Below are 18,900 nucleotides of genomic sequence, written 5' to 3' on the forward strand. Positions count from 1 at the left end.
TACGCAGTGTGATCGTCTTCTCAGGGTCTCGGTGCGGCCTTCTGCAGCGCCGTCTCGGCGATATTGCCGCCGTAATCGGCGCTCCGTGACAGCGAGTCGACGATCAACCCCAGCGACTGGGCCTGGACCGGGTCGAGATCCCGGAGCATATCGTCGATCTGGCGGGTGTGCTCGTCGATCTCGAGGACGGCCTCACGGGCGTCGTGGCCGAGTCGGTTCGCCTCCTCCGTTTCGTCGGCGAACAGCGCGTCCATCGACTTCTCGAGGACGGTGGAAGCGTCCGTGTGCAGTTCCCCGAGCGCCTCGGCGACCGGGTCGGGGATCTCGCCAAGTTTGAGCGCGATGTTACTGATTTTGGCGGCGTGGTCAGCGACGCGCTCGAGCTGGCGGGCGCTCGAGTGAAAGTCGAAACAGTCCTCGCGCGGGACGCCGAGTTCCTCGGCCGCCCGCGGGGAGCGAAGCGTCGCGCGGAAGATCCGCGAGACGACGAGCCAGAGCCGGTCGACGTCGTCGTCGCGCTCGATCACGTCGTGGGCGATGTCGTCGTCGTCCTCGATCAGCGCTCGGACGGCATCCTCGAGCATCGATTGGGCGATCAGGCGCATCCGCGTGACGGCGTTGACGATCGACAGCTCCGAGGAATCGAGGAGGTCCTGAATGACCACGCTATCGTTCGTTTCCTCGAGCACTTCGACACCGACCAGCCCCTGCGTGGCGCTGCGGATCGCGCGACGCTGGTCAGTCGTAATGCGCCCCGCCTCGAGCCTGATGATATCGAAGCCGCTGACGTACATCGTCATGACAGCGCGGGTCAGGCGCTCGCCTTCGATGTTCGAGATGTCGAGGGTCCCCTCCTGGCGCTCCGTTTCGCTCTGGGGCGTCAGCAACAGCGCGCTGTCTTCGGGATAGAATTCGACGGTCGTGCCGGCGCTGACGCCGTTCTCGGTCGCCCACGTTTTCGGCAGCGAGACGGTGTACGTCGACCCGCCCGTCACCTGGACCTTGCGCGTCTCCATGTCCCCGGATTCAGACCGCCCGAATATAAATATGGGCAAATCTATAGAGAACCGTCGGCGTACCAGCAATACCTGACACGGCCGGCTGTTATCACGGTCCTGCCCGAGGTATTTGCCGAATAGAACGATGACAGTTGGTGAGACTCGACATCTATATAGGCGCTCTCGAGTCGGACTCCGTGTTGCGCCGTTGGTCTCACCGATGATCCCTGACGACGATCAGCGCTTCCGTACGAAAGCCTCGCCCTCTTCCGCGTTCCAGCGCAATCTTCGTTCATGATTGGCGCCTACACGATCGGCAAGAAAGCGGTCACGTTCGGCTACAAACGCTACGGCGTTCCGGGAGCGATCGCCTCCGGCGGCGCGGCACTGGCGGGCTATCTGATCGTCCGACGAGCGCTGAAATCGTCGACGAACGGCGGGAACGTTGACTCGGCGATCGACGCCGGAGAGATCAAGTCCGCGGTCGAAGAGAAGGGCTTGAGCGCGGTGACCGATACGGGGACCCTCGAGCAAGCGATCAACGAGGAGGAAGTCGGCTCCACCTTCGACATGGACGACGTGCAGTCGTCGGCCGAGGAAGAGACCGACGAGTTCGCCGATAGCACGGGAGACGGTGACTCGAGCGCCGAGAGCTGAATCGGGAACTCGCTCACTCGTCACGAGACGGGTGTCAGCCACCAACCACCAGCAGCCAGCCACCAACCACCAGCAGCCACCACCGACCAGACACGTTTCCTACCGTCACCGCGTTCTCACTACTCGATAGATCGCCTGCGACGGATCGAAACAGCCAACTCGAACATGAGCAAGCGAGATCCCACCACCGAAACCGGCGACAGTTCCACGACCGAATCCGAGCACAGCGAATCGAAATTCAGCCGCGAGTCCGTCTCGAGGGCGCTCCAGTCCGTCCGAGGGGGCATCGAATCGGGCCTCCCGGCGGGTATCGGCGGCGGGGTGAGTCTCCTCCGGGGCGTCCGAGCGCTCCGCCGGGGCGAGCGCGAGCACGGCGTCGGCCAACTCGTCCTGAGTGGCGTGCTCCTCGCGGTCGCGATCGCCCAGCGACGGTCGGACGAGAGACGCGGCGCGCGGAGCGACATCGATCAGACGGACGTCGTCAGCACCGGACCCGAGATCGACGACCTCGAGGAACGAGACGCCGGCGGCGGCCGGCACACCGGAGACGAGGCCCAGCGCGTCGCCGGGACTTCCATCGATATCGAGGACGTCGACTCGAGTCCCGACCCCGAGAGCGACGTGGACGCGGCCGAGATCGACCAGACGGACGTCGTCGAGACCGGCACCGACGAGGAGCGACTCGCCGACGTGGCGACCGAGTCCGCTGAGTCCGACAGCGAGACTGGTGATCTCGAGAGCGAGTCCGACGGTCCCGAAAGCGAGTCCGCTACCGCTGAGAGCGAATCGGAGAGTCCCGATAGCGCCGAGAGCGAATCCGACAGGTCCGTCAGCGCCGAAATCGAGTCAACCGAATCGTACGAGCGCCTTGGTGCAGCGGCGTTCGACGAACACAGCAGCGAACTTCCGGTCCCACAGCGCGCGTTCGATCAGAATATTCTATCGCTCAGTTCCGAAGCGTTCTGGGGGATTCGCGAGGACGACGCCGTCTTCGTCTCACAGGAGTTCGATCCGATTCAGGACGCTGACGGGATCCGCTACGTCGCGAGCACCGAGATCGACGGCGAGCGAACCCTGACGATCCCCGACACCGTACTGAATCACTGGGATTCCGTCGCGGGCGGGGGGATGGCCGTCGCCGGTGGCGACGAGATCGTGTTCGTCACCGCGGACTCGCTACAGGCTGACAGTCAGATACGCGTCGTCCCCGAGCAGTGGGTCGACGATGTGCTCGAGGACAACGAGTAGCGACGGGCGAGGGAACGACGGAACGAACTGATTTATTTCTCGTTTCGGACGCGCTCGAGCACCGCGAGCGTCCCGTCCGCGTGCAGGCCGTCGAGCACCTCGTCGGCGGCCGCCTTCGCCATCTCATCGGCGTTGCTGACGGCGAAGCTCCGGCCGACCGCCTCGAACGTCGAGACGTCGTTGATCGAGTCGCCGACGGCGACGCAGTCCGCGAGGTCGATACCGACGTGATCGGCGATCCGCTCGAGTCCCTCGCCCTTGTTCGGATCGGTGTCCTTGACGTGGTAGGCGTAGCCGGTGTCGATCACCTCGAGTCCGTGTTTCGCGGCGATCTCGCGCAAGGGTTCGATCGGCTGCTCTAAGTTGACGGCGATCTCGGTTTCCCGCCAGCGGTTGACGGTGTCTTCCGTACCCCAGCCGAGGTCGTAGCCGGCGGCCCGGTACTCCTCGGCGACGGCCCGGGCGGCCTCGCGGTCGGCGGTGAAGTAAACGTCGTCGCCGGTGTAGACGACGCCGCCGTTTTCGGCGACGACGAGCTCGGGGATGCCGACGAAGTGACAGAGCGCGACGGGGTAGGGGAAGGCCTTCCCGGTCGCGATCACGACGGGCGCGTCCCACTCGCGGAGCGGATCGAAGACGCGCGGATCGATCCCCCAGCCTTCGGGACGGGTCAGGGTGCCGTCGATGTCGAGGACGAGCGGCGGATCGGCGGTCATGTGCGTCACTCGAGGGCTGCGCGCCCTAAAAGAGTCGGTTCGGGCGTGCTCGAGACTGACGGACCATCAGTGACGCCCTCGGCCACCCGATTGGGAATTCGTTCTGCAGGCCCTGCCGAAATCCGTTTCTACGGACTGTTTCTTCGCGGAACACGCGTTCACTACACGGACGTACTGACCGATAACAGGAATCGATAGTCGATAGTGAAGGTCTGGAATCCCGTCCAGTAGCTACCTCACCGAATCTCTTATATCGAGTTACCCAATTCATCACACCATGGGAAGTGGGTCATCAGAGGCAGTGATACTCCTGGTAGAAGACAATCCCGGGGACGTTCGTCTCATTGAAGAAGCCTTCTCGGACGGCAACATCGAAAACACGCTCAACGCCGTCACTGATGGCCAGTCAGCACTCGACTTCATCTATCAACGTGGAGAGTACGAGGACGCTCCCCGACCGGACATCGTATTACTCGATCTAAATCTGCCGAAAGTGGACGGTGAAGACGTTCTACACGAAATCAAACACCACCCCGAGTTGGATCACGTCCCGGTGGTCATCCTGACTGGAATGAAAGAAGACCTGATCGAGTCCCGTGACCTCGATCACGATGCGGACGAAGACGCAGTCCTCAAAAAGCCAGTTGACCCCGGCGAGTTCGTTGAGGTAATCCGGTCGTTCGAGAAGTTCCGATTAGCAGTTATGCGAGAAGAGTGATTGAGACAGCTTTCACGATAACTCCTTTCCCTATACTTGCCGCTCAGGGGACAATCGTCGCTCTCGTTGCGTTTCAAGAGTGCCGTAAACCGAAATCTCCACCAGTCGATCGGAGAGACGGAGCGCAGTTGGAGTCCGAATTCCGTTAGAGCCCGAGGTAGCCCGCGTTGGGGAGCACCCCGAGCAGATAGAGAATTCCCAAGACGAACATGAACGCCGCGATCGCCATCGCCGGCGGGTCGACGTGCGTCCCGGAGTGCGAGTAGAACACCCGCTGGCTCACCTCACCGATGAGGCCGGAGATCGCGCCGAACGCACCGGCGACGAGCAGCACTATCGGGTCGCTCCCGACGGTCGACGCTGCAATCACCGCACCCGTCGAACCCAACAGCGTGATGTGGTGGGTGACGGGGATCTTCTCGACGCCGAGATTGAGAAACAGCAGACTCATCGCGGAAATCGCATACCCGAGGAAGATGCTCCCGGTCTCGAGCCAGATGAAGCCGCCGAGGATCCCGCCGACGATGCCGATGGCGGTGACGCCCGCCCACTCGTACTGGTGTGGCAGCCAGGGTTCGGTCGCCAGCCGATTGGCCTCAGTGCCGCCGTCGGCTGCCACGCGTTTCTCCTCGCGCTCGAAGGGGGACATGTCGAGAATGCCCGAGCCGCCGACCCTGCCGACGAGCGGGTAGCCGAAGGCGAGCCGCGCCAGGAACGCCGTCGCCACGACCGAGAGCGCGATGTTGTCCGTCGGGAAGCCGAGCCCGTTCATCACCTGCGTGATGAACATCCCGAGGACGCCGAAGATCGCACCGACCGCGAGGATGTCGGGCTTGGTCCCGAACGCGTACAGAATGTTCTTCCCGAAGTGGTAGTCCCAGTCGTCGGGCTCCATCTCGGGGTACTTCCGGCCGGCGTACGCCGTCGCGGCCACACCGCCGGCGAAGGCGATGTGGGGACCGGTGACCGCGCCAAAGCCGATCGTCCCGGTGATGCCGGTCGCGATGTCGCCGGCGCCGACGGCCTCGAGTCCGCCGAACTCACCCTCGAGGACGGCCAGCCCCTCGCCGAGGAAGACGACGAACCCCGTGAAGACAAACGAGGGAAGCGCTCCGAGCGCCGCGCCGAACGCGCCGCCGGCGAGGGCGGCGATAAGCAAGACGGCGAACGCCTCGAACTCCATCCCGATGACGGGGACCTGCAGAAGTACCTGAAACATGGATTACTCCTCCGCGTCCCGCGCCCAGTCGCGCGATCTGTCAACGGCGTCCGACCAGCGGTCGTACTGCCGATCGGCGACCGCTCGATCCATCTCGGGTTCGAACTCCGCGTCGACCTGCCAGTTGCTCCGCAACTCATTGGGATCGCTCCAGTAGTCGACCGCGAGCCCGGCCGCGTAGGCCGACCCCAGCGCCGTGGTCTCGTCGACGACCGGGCGAACGATTTCCGAGCCGATGATGTCCGACTGGAGCTGACAGAGGAAGTTGTTCTTGACCGCGCCCCCGTCGACCTTCAGCGAGCGCATTTCGATGCCCGAGTCCGCCTCCATCGCCTCCGCGACGTCACGCGTCTGGTAGGCGATCGACTCGAGGGTCGCGCGAACGACGTGTTCCTTCCGCGTTCCCCGGGTCATCCCGACGATGGTCCCGCGGGCGCGCTGGTCCCAGTGAGGCGCTCCCAGTCCCGTAAAGGCGGGAACGACGTAGACGCCGTCGGTCGTGTCGACGCTGCGGGCGAGTTCGGCCGTCTCGGCGGGATCGTCGATCAGCGTCATGTCCTCGAGCCACTCGATCGCCGCGCCGGTGATGAAGATCGATCCCTCGAGCGCGTACTGTACATCCTCGCCCGAGCGCTGGAAGCCGATCGTCGTCAGCAGGCCGTGATCGGATGCGACCGCCTCGTTACCGGTGTTCATCAGGAAGAACGAGCCCGTTCCGTAGGTGTTCTTCGCGTCGCCGGCGTCGAAACAGGTCTGCCCGAACAGGGCCGCTTGCTGGTCGCCCAGCGCCCCCGCGACCGGAATTTCGGCCTCGAGGAAGCCGTCCGGATCGGTCGACCCGTAGGTGGCGTCGTCGCTCGAGGGCCGAACCTCGGGCAACATCGCCTCGGGAATCGAGAACTCCGCGAGGAGGTCGTCGTCCCACGCGAGGTCGTGGATGTTGTACAGCATCGTCCGCGAGGCGTTCGTGACCTCCGTAATGTGCTCGCCCGTGAGGTTGTAGATCAACCACGAGTCGATGGTGCCGAACAGGACCTCGCCCTCCTCCGCGCGGTCGCGGATATCCTGGGGACGAGAGCGCTCGAGTTTGATCGGATCGGCGTTGTCGAGCAGCCACTCGGCTTTCGTCGCCGAGAAGTAGGCGTCGGCCTCGAGGCCGGTCTTGTCGCGGATGGTCTCGACCATCCCGTCGTCCTCGAGCCGTTCGACGCGGTCGGTCGTTCGGCGGTCCTGCCAGACGATCGCGTTGTGGACCGGCCTCCCGGAGTCTGCGTCCCACAGCAGCGTCGTCTCCCGCTGGTTGGTCACCCCGATGGCCTCGAGTCGGTCGGGACCGATGTCCGCTTGCCCAAGCGCCTGTCGGATGACGTCTTTGGTGTTCTCCCAGATTTCCATCGGGTCGTGTTCGACCCAGCCGGGCTCCGGATAGATCTGTTCGTGTTTCTCGTAGGCGTTCGCGACGACCTGCCCTTCGTGATCGAAGACGATGAAGCGGGTCCCGGTCGTCCCCTGGTCGACCGCACCGACGTACGTGGTTTCTGTCACTCGTATTCACCCGGTGTTGTGTCGCCACGCGACAATTTACTGATGGTCGCGCGATATCGGTAAACAATTTTGACGATCATTATAAATGTTTCTGAACGTGTCACAACATGACATAGGGTTACCAGTACAACGATGAACAGACGTCAGAACGGTCCAGATGCGGGAATACAACGGACCCGAAGTCATCGGATTGGTCGTATAACTGCGTTGCCCCGCCGTGGACGAACCGGCCCGCACAGGAATTTACGGCCGTTCGACCACCACCGATAAAATAATGGGAGGGGTGATCGTAGATGCGGACGAAGGGATGGCAACCGATACGGAGGTCCTCGTTCTCGGCGGCGGCTCGACCGGCTGCGGTATCGCCCGCGATCTGGCGCTCCGCGGCCTCGAGGTGACGCTCGTCGAGCGAGGAACCCTCACAGACGGGACGACCGGCCGGATGCACGGCCTGTTGCACAGCGGCGGGCGGTACGCGGTGTCCGACCGGGCCAGTGCGCGTGAATGTATCGAGGAAAACGAGGTGCTCCGGGAGATTGCGGGCCACTGCGTCGAGGAGACCGGCGGCCTGTTCGTCCAGCGGCCCGAGGACCCGGACGACTACTTCCGCGAGAAACTCGAGGGCTGTCGTGAGTGCGGGATCCCCGCTCGCGTGCTCTCGGGGCGGGAAGCCCGCGAGGTCGAACCGCACCTCGCGACGGACGTGAAGCGAGCGATCGAGGTCCCCGACGGCGCGGTCGACCCGTTCCGGCTCTGCGTCGCGAACGCGATCGACGCCGAAAACCACGGCGCGCGGATCGAAACCCACGCCGAGGTGGTAGACCTCTTGCGCGCCGGCGACAGCATCTACGGGGTCGAGGTGCGCCACGAATCGGGGCCCGGAAAGCGCACGCACGCGACGCCCGGCACGACCGAGGAAATCACCGCCGACTACGTCGTCAACGCGACCGGCGCGTGGGCCGGCCAGATCGGTTCGATGGCCGACCTCGAGATCGAGGTCCGTCCCTCCAAGGGCGTGATGACGATCATGAACGTCCGGCAGGTCGACACGGTGATCAACCGCTGCCGGCCGAAGGGCGACGCCGACATCGTGGTTCCCCACGAGACGACGGCCATCCTCGGGACGACCGACGAGGAGGTCTCGGATCCGGACGACTATCCGGAAGCGGGGTGGGAGGTCGACCAGCTGATCGACACCCTCTCGGAACTCGTCCCGATCCTCGAGGAGGCCCGAACCGTCCGCTCGTTCTGGGGCGTCCGACCGCTGTACGAGCCGCCGGGAACCGGCACCGAGGACCCGACCGACATCACGCGGGACTTCTTCCTGCTCGACCACGCCGACCGCGACGGCGTCTCGGGGATGTCAAGCATCGTTGGCGGCAAGTTCACTACCTACCGGGCGATGGCCGAGGAGATTTCGGATCACGTCTGCGAGAAACTCGGCGTGACCGCCGCCTGTGCGACCGCCGAGGAACCCCTGCCCGGTAGCGAGAACATCGAGACGCTCGAGGCCGGCATGGACGACTTCGGGCTGCGCTCGCCGGTGGCCCGCCGGAGCAAGCAACGGCTGGGAAGCCGGGCGCGTGACGTGCTCGAGACGGACGAGCCGAACCCGGTGATCTGCCAGTGTGAGGGGGTAACGCGCGCGGAGATCCGGGACGCGATCACGCAGTCGGGCTCGGATCTGAACGCGGTTCGGATCCGGACGCGCGCCTCGATGGGGAACTGTCAGGGCGGCTTCTGCTGTCAGAACATGGCGAACGAACTCCACCCCGAGTACGACGAGGAGACGGTCCGCGAGGCGCTGGACGAACTCTTTCAGGAGCGCTGGAAGGGGGAACGCCACGCGCTGTGGGGCGAACAGCTCTCACAGGCGATGCTCAACTACGCGCTGCACGCGACGACGATGAACCGGGATCGCGATCCCGCGAGCGCGGACGCGGACACGGCGGCCGTCGATTTCGCGGCCTTCGACGGAGGAGGTCGATAAATGGCGATCGAGGACGACGTCCTCGTCATCGGCGGCGGACTCGCCGGTGCGACCGCCGCGCTCGCCGCGGCGGATCGGGGGAGACAGGTGCGTCTCGTTTCGTACAAGCAGAGCACGCTCCGCCACGCCAGTGGACTGATCGACGTACTGGGATACGCGCCGGCGGGCGACGGCCCGCTGGTAGATCCGTTCGACGCGCTCGCCGACCTTCCGGAGGGCCATCCCTACGAGCGCGTCGGGAGCGAGGCGGTCCGCGATGCTCTTGCCTTTTTCGACGATATCGCGGGCGAGGCCTACGCGGGGTCACACACCGACGCGAACGCGCTCGTCCCGACCCACGGCGGAACGGTCAAGCCGACCGCCCGATATCCGGTCTCGACCGCCGCCGGGCTCGCGAGCGACGACCGCGACGCCCTGCTCGTCGGCTTCGACACGCTGCCGGATTTCGAAGCGCCGCTGGCAGCGTCCCACCTCGAGGCGGCAGGCGTTCCCTTCGAGGCCCGCGGCGTCACGGTTCGGTTCCCCGGTATCACTCGAGACGACGCGAAGATCACGCGGTACGCGCACCTGCTCGATCACGACGAGTCCGTGGAGACGGCAGCCGGTGAGACGACCGCTCGTGACGCCCTTACCGAGACCATTCGCTCTCACCTCGAGGGCGAGTCCCGCGTCGGCTTCCCCGCGATCCTCGGCGACGAGCGCGCCGACGCGGTCAGGGCCGACCTCGCGGACCGACTCGGCGTCGACGTCTTCGAGGTCCCGATGGGGCCGCCGAGCCTGCCCGGGATGCGACTCGAGGACCGCCTGTACGACGCGCTCGAGGAGCGGGGCGTCCGAGTGACGACGGGGGTTCCGGTCGTCGATTATGAGACCGGCGCGGGCGAGACGGGCCCGAACGGCCCCGAACGAATCGATCACGTCGTCGTCGACCGAAACGGGAGCGAGATTCCCCACCGTGCAGACCAGTACGTGCTCGCGACGGGCGGGCTGGTCGGAAAGGGCGTGCGATCGGAGCGCGAACGGGTGTTCGAACCGATCTTCGACTGCCACGTCCCGCACGCAGCGGACCGCTACGACTGGTTCGTCGACGACGTCTTCGGTGACCAGCCCTACGCGCGGTTCGGGCTTCCGGTCGACCGCGACCTCCGCCCGCTCGACGCCGCCGACGAGCCCGAGTTCTCGAACCTCCGGGCGGCGGGAGCGGTGCTGGGCGGCTACGACTTCGCGGCGGAGAAGTCGGGCGCCGGCGTCTCGCTCGCGACTGGCTACGTCGCGGGCCGACGCGCTGCCTCGGAGGGCGAACGGTGATGGACGACGTGTGCGCCTCGAGCGGCGGAATCGACCGACGCCACGTGCGCGATTTGATTCGCCCGATCGACATGAGCAGCACGGGCGATACGAGCGGCACAGACGATACGAACGGCATGGACGGCGACAACCGACTGATTCAGGTGATTCAATGAGCGACGCAGAACGACCGACCGACGACCCAGCGGGCGACGACGAGTTCGAGCCGATTCAGGTCTTCCCCGAGGCCGAGGAGATGGACCTCCGGCCGGGCGCGGACGACTGCTACAAGTGCTCGACCTGCGACACGAACTGTCCCGTCGCCGAGGTCGACGACGAGTTCCCCGGGCCGAAGTTCCAGGGCCCCGAGCAGTGGCGGCTCAAGCGCCAGGACGACCACGACGTCGACGACTCGGTGATGAAGTGCTCGAACTGCATGCGCTGTGACAGCGCCTGCCCCTCCGACGTCCCCCTCTCCCAGATGCACAACACCGCTCGAGGGGAGTACGTCGAGGAGCAGATGGACAAGTTTTCGCGGGAGTACGTTCGGAATCGCATCCTCGCGAACTACCGCCGACTCGCTCCGCTCGGGTCGATGTTCCCGCGGACGGCGAATTTCGTGATGGGGCTCTCCGCGACGCAGTGGCTCGGTGAGAAACTCCTCGGAATCTCCGGCGAGCGGGAATTGCCGGAGTTCGCGACGGAGACGTTTCGCGAGTGGTGGACGAAGCGAGGTGGCAACGCCACCTCGAAAAAGCGAGCGCAGAAGGCGCGAGCGAAGCGAGGCGGTACGCAGGTTCAGAGCGACGAAAAGCGCATCGCCTACTTCCACGGCTGCTATGCGAACTACAACACCCCCGAAGTGGCCAAGGCCCTCGTGCGTGTCTACGAACACTTCGGCTACGAGATCATGGTCCCCGACCAGCACTGTTCGGGGACGCCGATGTTCGCCAACGGAATGCTCGAGGACGCGCGCCGATCGGCCGAGACGAACGTCCGGGAGCTCGCCGCGGCGCTCGAAGACGGCGCGGATATCGTCGCCTCCTGCAGTTCGTGTTCGATGTCGATCCGGCAGGAGTACCCCGAACTGTTCGACTTCGAGGGAACCAAGAACGTCGCCGGAAACACCTGGGACGCCGTCGAGTACCTCCGGGTCCACGAGGACCTCGAGGGCGAACTCGAGGGGACGTCGATCGACGGGGCGCTCGCGGATTCGAACTTCGCCTACCACGCGCCGTGTCACGCGCGGAACCAGGGCCTCGACGGGCAGACGATGGAAGTGCTGGCGGCGATCGACGGCGTCGACGCCCACGACGTCGGCGACTCCTGTTCGGGGATTTCGGGCACCTACGGCTGGAAGGCCGAGCATTACGAAACATCCATGAAAATCGGGTCGGAAATGTTCGACCATATGGAAGACGCGGACGCGAAGACGGGACTCACGGAGTGTCCGACCTGCTCGATGCAGATGGAACACGGGACCGGCTACGAGATCACCCACACGCTCGAGGTGCTCGAGGCAGCACTCGTCGGAACCGCGAGGGAGGCAGGCGCGCAGTAATGGACCTTCAGGAGCGAATCGCGCGACGACGGTCGGCGCGGCAGGGGCGACGCATCGTGGTCGATCGCGATCAGCTCAGCCCGATCGTCCACCGGCCGGAACCGGTCGGTCGGGGCCCCGTGCTGGAGCAACTGCTCGACGCGCTCGAGCCGGTCTTCGACGGGGGGTTGCCGCCGCCGGTCGCGATCGTTGGGCCACCGGGGTCGGGCACGTCAGCGGTCGTAACCGCGATGTTCGACGCATTGAACGAGCAGTTCGGTCGCTCGAGCCGCGCGATCGCGACGACGACGAGGGGCGGACACACCGACCCGGTGACGTGGTTCGTCGCCGTCGACGGCCGTCGGGTCGAGAGCCCCTTCGCCTTCTACCGAGCGGTGCTGTCGGGGCTCTCGTCGGAACGGGTGCCCGAGAGCGGCGTCGGTACCGACGACCTCCGCGAGCGCCTCCGCGACAGGCTGTCCCGTCCGGATCGACGCGCCGTCGTGGCGATCGACCACCACGACGAACCCGAAACGCTCGCGATCGATCGCGTTCGCGACCTGCTAGCACCGGTCAAGGACCGCGTCGCCGTGGTCACGGTCGGACGGACCGAACCCGATGATCACCGGGGCGAAACGGTCACCGTTCCGGCGTACCGCGATCACGAACTCGTCGATGTCGTCACCGACCGCGCCTCGACGGGGCTCGCGGCGGGCGCACTCGATCACGACGACGTTCGCGAACTGGCCGCCTGGGCCGACGGGAACGCCCACGACGCGCTCGCGGCCCTGTTCGGTGCCGCCGTCCTCGCGAGCGAGGACGAGGCCGAGCGGATCGAACCGCGCCACCTCGAGACGGCGCGGACCGACGTGCCCGACGACGGCGTCCACGTCGGTCAGGTACTCGCGCTCTCGGCGACCCGCCAGCGGGTGCTGCTGGCGCTCGACGAGATCGATTCGACGGACCTCCCCATTCGCGAGATAGCGACCGCTATCGCCGCTCGGTCGTCACTAACCGCCGGGACGGTCACGCGGTTCCTCTACGAACTCGCGGACCGAGGCGTCATCGAACGGATGCAGCTGTCGGCAACCGGTCACGACGGCGGTCGGCAGCCGAGCACGGTCGAACCGCGGTTCCCGACGATTGCGTTCCGGTCGCTAACGACGGTATCGCTCGACGAGACCCCGTGACCGACGGCTGATACAATCCTTTTTGCCGGTGCGGCGTATGAGTAGGATGATAGCGAGAACAGATGACGATAGAGATCGCGGAAACGGCCGATCCGGCCGGACTCGAGGTATACGACTCCATCGAGCAACGGCGCCTGCAGATCGAAACGCCGGGGTCAGTGTCGGTCGACGCCGTCGAGCCGGAGCGGTTCTGTTTCCCGATCGACGAGACGTGTCGGCTCGAGACCGACTCGCTCACGTTCAATCAGCTCTACTCCGTCACCGTTCACGACGAGACCGGCCGCACGGAGGCGAGTTTCGACGCCAGCGAAACGGTTCGACTCGAAGAACGAACCCAGTTCGTCGGGTTGAGCGGCCCGATCAAGCTCTACTGTCGCATCGACGCACCGGGTACGATCGACATCGGGCTAACGTCGGTCCGAGTTTCGACCGATCGGGAAACGACGATCGAACTCGGTGTCCGGTCGCTCCACGAGCAGCCGCGGGGAACGATTACCACGCCGCCCGACATCGAATCGATGATGGAAGCCGTTTCCGCGCTCCCGTCCGCCCTCAAAACGACCTCGCCCGAGCGGACGTGGCCGACGCTACGCGGCCATCCGCCGTTGATCGAACTCGGCGACCGGCTCGAGATTCCCGACACGATCGATCGACCGGACGGCAGTATCTCCCTCACCGTCCCACGAGAGTACTCGGCGGTGTATCAGGCCGCCCCGCTCGCGTTCTTTCTGGGAGCGACGATCCGGCCCGGGACCGAGCCGACGCTCGAGACGCCGCGATTCGAGCACTCGCTCTCGACGTCCCGCTCGTTCGAAGACGAGATGGCCCACCTCCTGAAACGATTCTTCTTTCTCGACGCGATCGTCCGCATGGACGGCATGTTCCGGTACGAACTGCTGGAACGGGCCTCGCTCGAGGACGAGCTATCGTTCGATTTCGCGGAAACGTACGACCTGTCGCTTTCTCACCGACTGGAACGATACCTCGACGTTCCCTTCGAGACGATCGAACCACACGTTTCGCGGTGGCCGCTGACCGCTCATGTGCCGTCTGATCCGGAAAGCGCCTCGTTACTCCCGTTCGTCGTCAACGAACTCGGAATCGTCCGCGAGACGCAGGGCAGATGCCCGGGTCGATCCCGACCGCGGAACCGACGAGCTCGCAACTCGTTCGGTCGTCGACGATCTCTCGCTCCCCCTCGCAGCTCCGAGAGGGGTCGGGGTTCGTCGTCCCGACGGTTACGAATGAATCGGTCGAACACGCCTGGTTCGGGGATGGGGTTCCCCAGCAGGCCTCGAAAGCGACGCTCGAAGCGTACCGAAACCAACTGAACCACAGGGAACGAGTGGAGTCGATCGAGCTCTTGCTCGTCTGTAACGACGCCCGGATGATGGACGAACACGACCTGCTCGACGGCAGCTACGGCAACCGGGAGGACCTCCCCTTCGAGATCGACTCGGAGTTCGGCGTCAACTCCGACCGACTGGCCACGCTGCTGACCGACGGGGGCTACGACTTCTTCCACTACATCGGACACGCGACCGAAGACGGGCTCTGCTGTCCAGACGACGATCTCGACGTCCGAACCCTCGAGTCGGTCGATCTCGGCGTCTTCTTCCTCAACGCCTGCCGGTCCTACGAACAGGGTCTCGCGCTCACCCGCCGCGGCGCATTCGGCGGCGTCAGTACGTACGCGGACGTCATCAACGAAGACGCCGTCACGGCCGGCGAGACCATCGCCAGACTGCTCAACCGAGGGTTCCCGCTTCGGGGGGCGCTCGAGATCGCTCGAGAGAACGCGATGCTCGGCGACCAGTATCTCATCGTCGGTGACGGCTCGACGGATATCGCCCAGTCGGACGGCGGTGCCCCGATGCTCGTTGAGATCGAGACCCGCGACGGAGACGGGTTCGATTTCTCGGTCACGTCGTACTCGACGAAAGAGTTCAAACTGGGGACCACGACGGCATCACCGATCGATTCGGTGTCTGACTGTCACCTCACGCCGGGACACACCCCGCGATTGCCGATCGAGACGACGGAGCTTCAGGAATACCTGACCTGGACGGAACTCCCGGTCGTCGTCGACGGTGAGTTCCACTGGAACGACGGCATCGGGACGTCGGTACTAGAATGAGAACGGCCCTTCAACGCGACTAGTGACTCAATACGGTTTAGCTGCTGCTCGCGACGTGTTTCCGTTCACGACAAAAACCTCGAATCGTGCGTCCCGATTCAGGGGCCAACCTGGGACATACTTCCTGCCGCGACCGACCCTGCCTGACTGAGCAGGACGAACAGGGTGAACAGCGCGCCGATCATTCGAGGATGCGTTGCGAGGTAGTCTTTCATGCTGTCTTTTGCGGACATTGCAATCCAATGGTTGCCGCCAATGGAAATAAATTTACCGTATAGAAACATATACGAGATATTATGATACAACGAACATCCGGCATGAAACGGGAGACGGCGGTAGAACGCCGATTCGGTGCCCGTGTCAGGTCACTCTGTGCTCGATACTGATTGTCAGTCTGGGTGATACCACTTCCGTTCCGAAGCCGACGGCCGCGACGATCGTCCCACCGCTGGACAGCCAGACGATCTATCCTCGAGAGTCGTCACTGGCCTCGTGAGCACAGCCGACGCAATCCGATGATCACGCGCACGGCAAACGCGATCGTCGCTCTCGAGACGCCGGGAACGACGTCGACCGATCCAGTCGGGATCCCCTCGAAAGGCGGCAGGAAAGTCGTCCGTATCGCTCGCGTTCTATCTCGAGGCCGATCGAAATCGGTCCCGCGTTTCGCACTGATCGAGAGTCAGACGCTGCCGAGCGCACCGATCACTTACGGTGCGCGCGCTGTTGCAACGGAGTTCGCGGTCCCGTTATCGGCTGTTCCGTCGTCCGACGAATTGGAGTTATCCGCATCCGTACTTCCGTCGTCGGTTTCGTTGCCGGCCGTTTCGTTCCCTGCTGTCTCATTGCCCGCCGTCTCGTTCCCGGACGGGTTCTCGACTTCCTCGAGGTCGCCGACGCTGACGGTCTCGCCCTGAATCACTGCGGGCTCGGGAACGGTCGTCTCTCCGCTGAACTGCTGCAGTCCCTGTTCGCCGGACGCGAAGGCGGTGACCGTGTAGTTACCGGTCGCCTCGACGCTGCTGTCGGTGTAGCCGTCCTCGACACCGAGTTCGTCGTTCGTCGCGTACGGGACGGACAGCTCGAAGGTTCCGTCGTCCGCTACGTCCGTTCGCTGGGTGTAGTTGAACGTGCGATCCGAGTTGGTCTCGAGTTCGACCCTGGCTGAGACCGTCGCGTTCTCGGTATCGGACACGCCGTCGACGCTGCCCGTGATTGTTGCGCCGTCGACGCGTTCGAACGTCTTCACGGCGGCCGCGCTCTTGGCATCGAAGACCTGCACGTTCGGATGGTTCTGGAGCTGTGGCAGCTGTGATCGGGGGATTTGCCGGTTGACGACCACTGCAGGTCGTCCCTGACCGGGGGATACCTGTTCACCGTTCCCGTCGACGTGGATGACCTGTCCGCTATTGTCGACCTGTGCGTAACTGACGAAGACCGCCGTTCCCGCGCTGGCGTCCTCGTGGACGAGCCGGTAGTGCTCCATGCCGTTGGTGTCGTCGAAGTACAACTGCGACAGCATCGTGTCGTCGTACGGCAGGTCACCGTAGACCTGCCCGAGTTCGGTCGCATTGATCGGCTGACCGTTGTAGTTCTCTGGCGTCACGTAATGGGAGTAGTCCGGCCCGGAGAACTGGGTGATCGCGCCGAACTTCGAGCTGGCCATCTGGTAATCGGCCATCACGTACCGGATCGGCTCTTCGGAGTCGCTCTGGGCGGCAGCCTGACGGAGTTCCTCGTTGGACTGATCGGCGACCGGTTCGCCTGCGGCGATCGCGTCGAGAACCAGCTCACCGCGCTCCTCGGACTCGGCGGTCAGGAACGCCGACGACGACCGCGCGTTCTGCTGGAACGGATTCGAGTGTGGAATCCGCTCGGCCTGGGTGGTTATCAGGTGGCCGTAGTCCCACCACGACATGACGCCGTAGGCCCCCGCCGGATACTCGTAGTCGTCGTTCGCGGGATTGTACGTCCCGTAGTAGTCGAGTTGGTCCGCGTTCGATGCGTTCCCGTAATTCCCCGGGGCAGGCGTGTTCTCCTGCATCCACTCGTTCGATCCTTCCCACATCGTGGAAGACGAATGTGGACCGGTCTGTTCGGCATTGTCCCACGCTGTTGCCTGAGCGAGCGGCGGGAGTAACGGTGCAAACAAGAGCAAGAAAACGAGTGCGATGACGATGACCTGATAGGTCTCGATCTGGCGAAGCGACTCGCGACTGCCCGCGAGATCGAGATCGAAGAGCTGTACGAGCTCCGCGACGAAGGCGGCGTTGACGACAGCGACTGCGAGCAGGAGGTAATACGAGAAGCGAACCTGTGTCGCGGCCATGCTGATCAGGAACAGCGACCAGACGATGACGAGCGTGTGTTCGGCGCGGAACCGGCGGCCGAAGAACGGCCGGATCGCGAGGAAGGCGAGGCCGGCGAGCATCGTGTAGAACGCGGTTCCGAATTCGGTAAAGACGTGATTGAAGAAGTCGTCCGGCGGCTGGACTTCCTGGACAGTGAGCGCAGAGTCAGATGCGCCGAGGGGAAGCAGCCGTCCCGTCAGGTTTCCGATCAGGGTACTGTAGAGATTCGGTAGCGCGAGCCACATGACGAGCAACGCAGCAGTTATGATACCGACGATGGCGACCGGGTAGTACCGACGCTCGATCTTCCGGTTGTTCCACTCGCGGGCGAGCCAGGCCATGAAGAGACAGCCGACTGCGACCGAGATGGCGAGGAGCGGTTGGAGGTAACTGAACGCTGTGGTCTCCAGACCGGGCTGCTCGATAAGCAGTGTCGTCACGATCGTCGTCACGCCGAGACTCACCGCACCGACGAACGCAACGTGATCCGGGGAGACTCCCCGGACGTAATCGAGACAAAGCTGAATGGCGAAGAAGACGCCGAAGATACCGATCAGTACGATACCTGCCGGCCAGACCCAGATGTACAGTGCGAGTGCGAACCCAGCGAGGGCGCTGTAGAGGGCGGGCGTCCGGAGGGCCGACCAGTCCCTGTCTGCGACCAGTTCGTAGATCGGTTTCTCGCGTTCACCGACGGTGAGCGCAACCATCATCGCGAGCACCGCAATGGCCATGAACAGCGCCTCACCGGTGTGGTGATCGAGTTGGCCGACCGTGGATCGAGACAGAAACTGTCCCTTCGCGAGTGCGAGAATGACGATCGAAGCGATGCCGCCCAGCGTCCCGCCGAGGCGCCGACCCATGTAGAAGACGGGGATCGCAATGAGGGCGGCCATGACGGGGATGGAGAGCAGGGCGACCGCGTACAACGTTTGGCTCGACGGATCGCCGAGACCGACGATCATCGCCGCCGTGACGATGAGCTGATCGAACAGCGTCCCGAACTGACCGACGTAGTGACCGGTCGGGAACCCCGTCCAGACCTCGTACGGCATCGTATGCGGATAATTCTCCGCCGTCCACTGGATCGACCGCCAGTGATACCACGAGTCGATTCCGGCCAGGGCGGGCGTCCCGTCGTCCGTGACGAACCGGTCGTATGACTGGGTTCGCAGCCACAGCATGAACAGCATCACGACCCCGAGTACGGGGAGGTGATACCAGTTTCGCCACGCCTCGAGGATGGAAGTTTCGGTCCCCTCGTCAACGTGTTCGGTGTCGGTGCTCATTAGGTTCCACCAGAC

The 18,900-nt window shown here is 64.4% G+C and carries 14 protein-coding genes and 1 pseudogene; 9 read left to right on the forward strand and 6 right to left on the reverse strand.

What is annotated here, in order from left to right:
• Positions 1-20: 20 nt before the first annotated feature.
• Complete coding sequence (locus HYG81_RS24115) at positions 21-1,016, reverse strand: phosphate signaling complex PhoU family protein (RefSeq protein ID WP_180842209.1); 996 nt, start codon at positions 1,014-1,016, stop codon at positions 21-23.
• A 276-nt stretch (positions 1,017-1,292) separates the two neighbouring features.
• Here HYG81_RS24115 and HYG81_RS24120 point away from each other — a divergent pair, with 276 nt between their 5' ends.
• Together HYG81_RS24120 and HYG81_RS24125 are read left to right on the forward strand one after the other, a co-directional pair.
• Positions 1,293-1,655 (forward strand): hypothetical protein, encoded by a 363-nt coding sequence (locus tag HYG81_RS24120; protein ID WP_180842210.1) that lies wholly within the window; start codon positions 1,293-1,295, stop codon positions 1,653-1,655.
• A 165-nt stretch (positions 1,656-1,820) separates the two neighbouring features.
• Positions 1,821-2,903, forward strand: a complete 1,083-nt coding sequence (locus tag HYG81_RS24125; RefSeq protein WP_180842211.1) for a hypothetical protein — start codon at positions 1,821-1,823, stop codon at positions 2,901-2,903.
• A 32-nt stretch (positions 2,904-2,935) separates the two neighbouring features.
• Here the strand turns inward: HYG81_RS24125 and HYG81_RS24130 are convergent, their stop codons facing one another.
• Complete coding sequence (locus tag HYG81_RS24130) at positions 2,936-3,619, reverse strand: HAD-IIB family hydrolase (RefSeq protein ID WP_180842212.1); 684 nt, start codon at positions 3,617-3,619, stop codon at positions 2,936-2,938.
• 277 nt (positions 3,620-3,896) lie between these two features.
• Here HYG81_RS24130 and HYG81_RS24135 point away from each other — a divergent pair, with 277 nt between their 5' ends.
• Positions 3,897-4,337, forward strand: a complete 441-nt coding sequence (locus HYG81_RS24135) for a response regulator (protein ID WP_180842213.1) — start codon at positions 3,897-3,899, stop codon at positions 4,335-4,337.
• 145 nt (positions 4,338-4,482) lie between these two features.
• On the opposite strand, the gene HYG81_RS24140 is transcribed toward HYG81_RS24135, so the two are convergent.
• Both HYG81_RS24140 and glpK read right to left on the reverse strand, forming a co-directional pair.
• Positions 4,483-5,556, reverse strand: coding sequence for a DUF7973 family transport facilitator (locus tag HYG81_RS24140; RefSeq protein ID WP_180842214.1), 1,074 nt, complete (start codon positions 5,554-5,556; stop codon positions 4,483-4,485).
• 3 nt (positions 5,557-5,559) lie between these two features.
• Complete coding sequence (glpK, locus tag HYG81_RS24145; protein ID WP_180842215.1) at positions 5,560-7,101, reverse strand: glycerol kinase GlpK; 1,542 nt, start codon at positions 7,099-7,101, stop codon at positions 5,560-5,562.
• A gap of 307 nt (positions 7,102-7,408) precedes the next feature.
• On the opposite strand from glpK, the gene glpA reads away from it, so the two are divergent.
• From glpA to HYG81_RS24175, 6 genes and pseudogenes are all read left to right on the forward strand, one after another.
• A complete protein-coding gene (gene glpA / locus HYG81_RS24150) occupies positions 7,409-9,091 on the forward strand; it encodes an anaerobic glycerol-3-phosphate dehydrogenase subunit GlpA (protein WP_180842973.1) in 1,683 nt (560 codons plus the stop codon).
• Entirely contained in the window at positions 9,092-10,399 is a 1,308-nt protein-coding gene (glpB, locus tag HYG81_RS24155; RefSeq protein WP_180842216.1) for a glycerol-3-phosphate dehydrogenase subunit GlpB, read from the forward strand.
• The gene (locus HYG81_RS24160) at positions 10,399-10,554 is read left to right on the forward strand and encodes a hypothetical protein (protein ID WP_180842217.1); all 156 of its coding nucleotides are present in this window, start codon (positions 10,399-10,401) and stop codon (positions 10,552-10,554) included. The genes glpB and HYG81_RS24160 overlap by 1 nt, the downstream gene beginning before the upstream one ends.
• Positions 10,551-11,939 (forward strand): anaerobic glycerol-3-phosphate dehydrogenase subunit C, encoded by a 1,389-nt coding sequence (locus HYG81_RS24165; protein WP_180842218.1) that lies wholly within the window; start codon positions 10,551-10,553, stop codon positions 11,937-11,939. The genes HYG81_RS24160 and HYG81_RS24165 overlap by 4 nt, the downstream gene beginning before the upstream one ends.
• A complete protein-coding gene (locus HYG81_RS24170; RefSeq protein WP_180842219.1) occupies positions 11,939-13,108 on the forward strand; it encodes a Cdc6/Cdc18 family protein in 1,170 nt (389 codons plus the stop codon). The genes HYG81_RS24165 and HYG81_RS24170 overlap by 1 nt, the downstream gene beginning before the upstream one ends.
• A gap of 62 nt (positions 13,109-13,170) precedes the next feature.
• Positions 13,171-15,245, forward strand: a pseudogene (locus tag HYG81_RS24175) (hypothetical protein).
• Between the two features lie 98 nt (positions 15,246-15,343).
• On the opposite strand, the gene HYG81_RS45360 reads toward HYG81_RS24175, so the two are convergent.
• Both HYG81_RS45360 and HYG81_RS24180 read right to left on the reverse strand, forming a co-directional pair.
• Entirely contained in the window at positions 15,344-15,478 is a 135-nt protein-coding gene (locus HYG81_RS45360) for a DUF7503 family protein (RefSeq protein ID WP_255647673.1), read from the reverse strand.
• Between the two features lie 476 nt (positions 15,479-15,954).
• Positions 15,955-18,885, reverse strand: a complete 2,931-nt coding sequence (locus HYG81_RS24180) for an oligosaccharyl transferase, archaeosortase A system-associated (RefSeq protein WP_180842220.1) — start codon at positions 18,883-18,885, stop codon at positions 15,955-15,957.
• Between the last annotated feature and the right edge of the window lie 15 nt (positions 18,886-18,900).

Origin of the sequence: Natrinema zhouii, assembly GCF_013456555.2 — an archaeon.
Lineage (GTDB): Archaea > Halobacteriota > Halobacteria > Halobacteriales > Natrialbaceae > Natrinema > Natrinema zhouii.